Here is a 6,650-nt window from a genome sequence, read left to right as displayed (position 1 = left end):
TTTCATTAAAAAGAGTCATTTGCGGGAAAATAGTCATGATTCCAATGAAAACGACGCTTAAAATGACAAGCGCGGCAAGAACTTCTACTAGCGTCAAACCATTTTCGTCCTTAAAAGCCTTCATATCATAACCCCCAGCTCACTAAGTAATGACTTGTTTCCATTTTTTTCTATAAAATAATGTAATTTCTCCAAATATTCATATGCTTATTATTACATTTAATTCAAGCTTCTGCACTATGTTTTTACAGTATAATCTACGTTATTTACTATTATTTTTCAGGTCTATACCCATTAAAATAGGAAAAAAGACTGTAAAATGAGTGATTCCTCATTTTACAGTCTTTTATTTTGCATACGCCGCGACTTTATTTCGGCCGGCTTGTTTCGCCCCGATATACAATGCCCGGTCAGCATTGCGGATCAATGCATTCGGTTCGTCGCTATCATCTGGCGCCGTTGATACGCCGATGCTTAATGTGATGTGAACTTTTTCCATTGAACGTTCAGAATCCAGGTCGCTTTGGATCAGAAATTCATGCTGCTCGATCCGCTTGCGCAAGTTCTCGGCAAACAGCATGCTGAACTCTTTGCCATAGTTTTCGAACATGACGACGAATTCTTCTCCCCCGTAACGCGCCACGGTCCCTTCTGACCCTACTTCTTCCCGGATCATGTTCGCCAGTTTGACAAGGATATCGTTTCCACTTTGATGGCCGTAAGTATCGTTGATTGATTTGAAATGGTCAATGTCCATCATGATCAGCGACAAGCTGGCAATTTCACCCGACTTGACTTTCTGCATGCTTTTTTCGAGCTTTTCATCCAAATAACGATAATTATAAAGCTGCGTCAATCCACAGCGCTCACTTGTGGCAATCGCACGCTGGACATATCCTGCCTTTTCCAAAGAAACGGCGAAATAGGTACTGAGAATGTCCAGGATTTTCAATTGGTGCGCTGCAAATGCGAACTTTTTACGGCTAGCGACGAGCAGCACTCCTTCTATTTTGTTATTCCGTGCGATGGGCGTACACATGATGCTTTCTGCATCGACTGGAACATAGCCTGTAACGATGTCGTCCCATTCGCTTTTCTTGTCGTAGATGACAGGCGTGCCGGAGACAATGACGTTGCCCGCTATCCCTTTATTGTAGCGGACCGGAGGCACTTGGTTCTTGATGAATTCATCATTTTCGAACATGCGCAGCATGAGCAATTCGCCGTCCCGGTAATCGATGACGTAGGTATAATCGAGGCGGAACATTTTCGTCACCTGGATGACAAATTGGTCGAGCACTTCATCGGTCGACAGCCGGGCCGCGAGCTGATGGCCGATCTCGCCGGCTTTTTTCAAGTCGATGTTAACTTTTTCCGAACTGCTGTACATGCGCAGCAGACCCGCAATCATGAGAAACGGGATGCCAAGCAAGAACAGCGCTGTCGCTCCGATATAGGCTTCTGTAATATACAGCGTGATGGCATATGGAAACACCAATAACGTAATTGCAAAGTCCCAAACGGTATCCAGAGAAAAGAATGATTTGTTGACTCCCATGAACATATCATCCATATAGAGGAATAAATGATTGGACAGGATGGAAATTATTTCGTAGATCAAGCCGAAAATCAAAATATGGGCGATAACCGTCGAACCGATTTCACCGCCAAATTCCATATAGGCAATGCCGGCAATCGCCGATACGACGAAAAACATCAGCGAATTGAACGGCAGCCGGATATGGCGCGGCTCATCGCTTCTGCTTCGGAATAATAAGATCAATACAGTCAGCTGAGACAGGATGATTTCCGCAAATAAACCATATTTCAAAAATACGGCTATGGTCACACATTGAACCAAATACATCGGTGTACCATTGATGTTGAGCGGCATCAATGCAGTCAAAATAGCCAATACTGTAAAAGCGGTGATATTCCACAAGTCAATTTCCGGCGGCGGATAATGTTGGTAAACTAGATACAATCCCAGTGGAACAATTGCAATCCAAAGCAGCCAAAGTATTATGCTTCGCTTTTTCGTTACAGCCATGCCATCTTCTCCCTCTTTATTCAATTGTTATGCGGCTTATGATTTCGCTTGGACTTATCGATGCCCGATGCGATCAGGTACCTTTCCTGCTGAAGTTCATGATGGCTGCAGATACAGAAGTCTTCTTCCCCCTGGGCAGGACGGTTTTTTCGCCGCCGGGCAAACAGGGTTAATGAAAACTATTGGAAACGATTTACAGATTCCCAACGTTTACCTGCGTAAATTCTGGAAAATCCGATAATCGTCTCGTTTTAGTTTTGACAATAAATAGAGAGAACCAGTGACTATTGTCACCTCTTTATGTTTATGTACAGGTAATATATCACAACTTTTCACAATTGTCTTTATTTTACACCTATTTTCTGAAAATAAAATTTCAGCAGGCAGAGCACGTTTATTTTCAAAGTCCACAAACGTGAAGCGGGTCCCAAAAGTTTCGAGTTGGCGCAGAATAGCAATATAGTCCTTGTCTTTCAAAAGCCCCATCACGATATGGATCGGCCGGTCGGGATAGCAGGTCGTCACCGTGTCAGCGAGCGCTTGGATGCTGGCTGCGTTATGGGCGCCGTCCAGGATGACGTCTGGAAAAATTTCTTCGAATCGGAACGGGATGCTGGCCCCTGCCAACGCTTTGCAGGCTTTCTCTGCATCATATGCCAAGCCCAGCAATTCTTTCGCGGCTTCATCGGCGAGCGCAGCATTCCATTTTTGGTGGCTGCCTTTCAGTTTGAGTTCTATTTCTAGAGGTCCTGCAGGTCGGATCACTTCTGCATGAAGCGATCTAGCCGTTTCTTCAACTACTTTAGAGGCTTCTGGTGGTAGCGGTCCGACGACGACAGGTTTCCATTTTTTTATAATACCAGATTTATGTAAAGCAATTTTTTCCAAGGAATCGCCCAAGAAATTTACGTGTTCCAACGCGATGGACGGGATGATGGCAATTTCAGGATCGATGACGTTCGTGCTGTCAAAGCGTCCCCCCATGCCGGCTTCGATAATGGCGTAATCGGGTGCTTTATCTTGGAACACCAGAAAAGCCGCAGCCGTCAGCAATTCAAAATCCGTCAACGGCGTTTTGATGCCGGTGAGCTTCTCCATCACTCGATCCAGATCTTCCGGCGACACCGGGACTCCATCAATCTGGATCTGATCGTGCAAGTCTTCAATCGCCGGCGAGAAGAAATTGCCGACCGAATGGCCGTGCTCACGCAGAATAGAAGTTAAAAAGGCAGCGGTGGACCCTTTGCCGTTCGTGCCAGCGATGTGGACGAACTTCCCCGTTTTATGCGGATCGCCCAATTCGGCAAGTGCCGCAGTGATCGTCTCCAAGCCCGGTTTGATTGCCGGGTCAGATGGCAGCGCCCATTTCTTTTTATAGCTATCGAGTCCATTTATCATTTTTAGCCTTCTTTCTGCGTGAAACATGATACACTTTTTTGAGACTTATTATATCACGAAGGTGGAGTGGAAATGACTACTTGTTGGGTTATTTATAATGGCAGTTTGATTTCGGATAAATTCGCGGACCAGGCACGGCTCGTTGCGGACGCGGCACAGCGCGCCGGCGTTGAGGCGAAGGCCGTGAAAAATTACGAAGTGCTGATGGATTTATCGGCTGAAGCCGTGCTGCCCGATTTCGCTGTGCTGCTTGATAAGGACATTCTGCTCGGCCATTTTCTGCAGAGCCGCGGCGTGCCGGTCTATAACGATCCGGCAGTCATCGGCTTGTGCGACAATAAAGCGACGCAATATATCCGCTTGGCCGAAGTTGGCTTGCCGATGCCGAAAACGATTGTCGCCCCGAAAGTTTATCCGAACTTCTCCATCCTGGAGTCCGGTTATTTCGAACGTGTCATCGCCGAGCTCGGCTTGCCAATGGTCATTAAAGAAGGCCATGGCTCATTCGGCATGAAAGTGTATTTGATCGAAAATGAAACCGAGTTCTATGAGAAAGTCGAATCGCTGCGCGGCGTCGATTTTGTGTTCCAGGAATTCATCGCATCGAGCCGCGGACGCGACATCCGCGTCAATATCGTCGGCGGCAAGATTGTCGCCGCGATGCAGCGCCATTCCGAAACGGATTTCCGCGCGAACATCACGAACGGCGGACAGGCTTCCCTGATCGATTTGAGTGAGGCTCAAGAGACCGTCGCGTTGCAGGCCGCAGAAGCGGTCGGTGCGGAATTTGCCGGCGTCGATTTATTATTCGGCGAGAATGGTCTGCCGCTTGTCTGCGAAGTCAATGCGGCGGCGCACATCCGCAACATTTTGGAAGTCACCGGCATCAATGTCGCGGACGCCATGATCGCCTACATACTGGAGGACTTGAAATGATTTTGCTATATGAACCGGCGGATGCCGAACGCAATGCAGGGTTTATTTGCGAATTGGAGCGCTTCGGCGATTTCGAATTGATGCTTTGGGAAGACTGGTCGATCGGCGGCATGTCCGCGCTTGCTGCCAAACTGTCCGGCTTGATGGTGTTGAACCGGACGCGGCAGCCCGGTGCGATGCGGTTCCTCGAGGACCACGGCGTCCGCTTGGTGAACCGTGCCGAAGTGAATCGAATAGCCAATGACAAATGGCAAAGTTTTGGGATGATGACGCTGCTCGGCGTACCAATGATTCCGACATACCGCGAGCCGCAGTCGTTTCCCTGCGTCATGAAGCCTGCTGGCGGACATGGCGGGCATGGCGTTGATATTATCCACTCACCCGCGGAGATACCGGCAATCGCGCCCCCTCTCGTCTTCCAGCCAGTTGTCGAGCATACTGCCGACGTCCGTGCCTATATCATCGGGAACCAAGTCGTCGGTGCGGTGAAACGCAGTTCTGCCGAATCGTTTAAAGCCAATTACACACTCGGCGGCGATGCGGCGAAATATGAATTGTCCGCTGCACAGGAGCAAGACGTCTTGCGGATTGTGCGTGCGTTGAACAGTGATTACGTCGGCATCGATTTTCTGTTGCTGCCGGATGGACGCCATGTATTCAATGAGATTGAAGATCCTGTTGGGGCACGTTCTTTTTATGCAACACACGATGAAAACATCGCGGAGCTGTTGGTGCTGTATTTGAAAGAGCTTGAGAAGGAATGGCCGTTTCGCGTGAAAAGGCAGTGAATTTCATCTTCCGTTTTTTAATGAACCTTTTCCGCAATAAAACCGCTCTCCCAAAGGAGAACGGTTTTATTTATTCATAGCCATCACGCTGTCAATTTCAACCCGACAACGGCGGCCACAATCATTGCGATAAAGGCGATTCGCTTCCAGTCTTTTGATTCGCCATAAATCAGCATGCCGACAAGTGTGCCCCCGACAGTGCCGATGCCGGTCCAGACGGCATAGGACAAACCCATCGGCAAAGTTCTCATCGCTAAGCCCAGCAAGCTGAAACTGATCGCGAATCCTGCGACCAAAACAATATAGGACGAGAGCGACTTGTATTTGACAACCCGGTTCATGCCTATTACGCCCAACACTTCAAAACAGCCAGCTAATATCAAGTATACCCAAGCCATGTTACACTACCCCTTCTTTCTTATCGGGATCTGCAGTCACCAGCTTCAAGCCGATCACCCCTGCCAGCAGCATGCTGATAAAGAATACTTTCGTCCAACTGAACGGTTCTCCAAATACAAGCATTTCCACGATGACCGTCCCTGCTGTCCCAATCCCTGTAAACACCGCATACGCTGTAGCAACCGGCACTTTTTCCAACGCTTTCAACAGCACGACGAATGAAATATAAATCAAGGCGGCGACGGCCACCCATGCCATCCAGCTGGAGGCATACTTCAATCCGACTGCCCATAATATTTCAATGACTCCTGCCATTATGACGAGCATCCAATGCTTATTCATATCTTTTCCTCCACAACTTCCATCAATCTTTTGAAATTCCGCGCCAATAGTAATGCCAGGAAGCATCCAGTCTTTTATTCAAACGCTCCGGGCCTCCGTATAGCATTTCCACGAATATCCCATCCAATATACCTAAAAATGCAGCGGTTGCCCGTTGAACATCGATTGTTCCGCTAAGCTGTTTTTCGGTTGCCGCCTTCTCCAAAATCGGTTCCAGCAGCTCCTCCATCTTGTCCAGATAGGAATATACGTTTTTCATCACGTCATCGTATAGATGCGCTGGCGGGAAAAATGAAATACGCAGCCAAAACTTGGTGTCGGCGTTCTGTTCGTAGCGCTCTTTAAGGTGTAAAAGGAAATCATATAAAAACTCTTTGATTGGACGCGCTTTGTTTTGTTCAATAAAATTGACGACTGTTCTTAATTCATTTTCCATTACCTCGTTGCACACTTGAAGAAAAAGCTCATCTTTCCCTTTAAAATAGGTATAGATGGACTGTTTTTTAATTCCCACGTCGTCGGCAATATGCGCCATCGAAGTTCCATCATAGCCATGTTCCGCAAAGCGGTTTAATGCAGCTTCTTTTAATTGTTGCTGAGTCATACCTTCACCCTTCCGACCGTTCGTAAGGTAAATATAACACGGTGATTTATTGTTGTCAATCGGAGAAGGTTCTGTTGCGCATATGCCTGGGACTCAAACAATTCCCTCATAAAAAAACCGCTCTCCCGAAGGA

8 protein-coding genes are annotated in these 6,650 nt (G+C 47.6%); 2 read left to right on the top strand and 6 right to left on the bottom strand.

All coding sequences use genetic code 11. From position 1 onward, the window contains the following. The 3 genes from EGV91_RS17525 to EGV91_RS02400 all read right to left on the bottom strand — a co-directional run. Window positions 1-124 (bottom strand): type IV pilus modification PilV family protein (locus tag EGV91_RS17525; RefSeq protein WP_135500589.1); only part of this gene is annotated, 124 nt, incomplete at its 3' end. 222 nt (window positions 125-346) lie between these two features. After that, entirely contained in the window at window positions 347-2,050 is a 1,704-nt protein-coding gene (locus EGV91_RS02405) for a sensor domain-containing diguanylate cyclase (RefSeq protein ID WP_135500588.1), read from the bottom strand. Window positions 2,051-2,260: 210 nt separating this feature from the next. Then, complete coding sequence (locus EGV91_RS02400) at window positions 2,261-3,448, bottom strand: bifunctional folylpolyglutamate synthase/dihydrofolate synthase (protein WP_135500587.1); 1,188 nt, start codon at window positions 3,446-3,448, stop codon at window positions 2,261-2,263. Window positions 3,449-3,520: 72 nt separating this feature from the next. Here EGV91_RS02400 and EGV91_RS02395 point away from each other — a divergent pair, with 72 nt between their 5' ends. Both EGV91_RS02395 and EGV91_RS02390 read left to right on the top strand, forming a co-directional pair. Beyond that, the gene (locus EGV91_RS02395) at window positions 3,521-4,384 is read left to right on the top strand and encodes an ATP-grasp domain-containing protein (RefSeq protein WP_135500586.1); all 864 of its coding nucleotides are present in this window, start codon (window positions 3,521-3,523) and stop codon (window positions 4,382-4,384) included. Further along, window positions 4,381-5,172: an ATP-grasp domain-containing protein gene (locus tag EGV91_RS02390; protein ID WP_135500585.1), complete on the top strand. Its 792-nt coding sequence runs from the start codon at window positions 4,381-4,383 to the stop codon at window positions 5,170-5,172. Before EGV91_RS02395 ends, EGV91_RS02390 begins: the two co-directional genes overlap by 4 nt. Before the next feature lie 83 nt (window positions 5,173-5,255). On the opposite strand, the gene EGV91_RS02385 is transcribed toward EGV91_RS02390, so the two are convergent. The 3 genes from EGV91_RS02385 to EGV91_RS02375 are packed head-to-tail and all read right to left on the bottom strand — an operon-like array spanning window position 5,256 to window position 6,517. After that, the gene (locus EGV91_RS02385; RefSeq protein ID WP_135500584.1) at window positions 5,256-5,570 is read right to left on the bottom strand and encodes a DMT family transporter; all 315 of its coding nucleotides are present in this window, start codon (window positions 5,568-5,570) and stop codon (window positions 5,256-5,258) included. A gap of 1 nt (window position 5,571) precedes the next feature. Next, window positions 5,572-5,913 carry a DMT family transporter gene (locus EGV91_RS02380; RefSeq protein ID WP_135500583.1) on the bottom strand — a complete coding sequence of 114 codons (342 nt, stop codon included), beginning with the start codon at window positions 5,911-5,913 and terminating at the stop codon, window positions 5,572-5,574. A gap of 22 nt (window positions 5,914-5,935) precedes the next feature. Continuing rightward, window positions 5,936-6,517 (bottom strand): TetR/AcrR family transcriptional regulator, encoded by a 582-nt coding sequence (locus EGV91_RS02375; protein WP_135500582.1) that lies wholly within the window; start codon window positions 6,515-6,517, stop codon window positions 5,936-5,938. Between the last annotated feature and the right edge of the window lie 133 nt (window positions 6,518-6,650).

It is taken from the genome of Planococcus koreensis (assembly GCF_004761975.1).
Classification (GTDB): Bacteria; Bacillota; Bacilli; order Bacillales_A; family Planococcaceae; genus Planococcus; species Planococcus koreensis.
The sequence above is the reverse complement of the archived record's forward strand: the minus strand, read 5'-3'. Positions and strand labels throughout refer to the sequence as shown.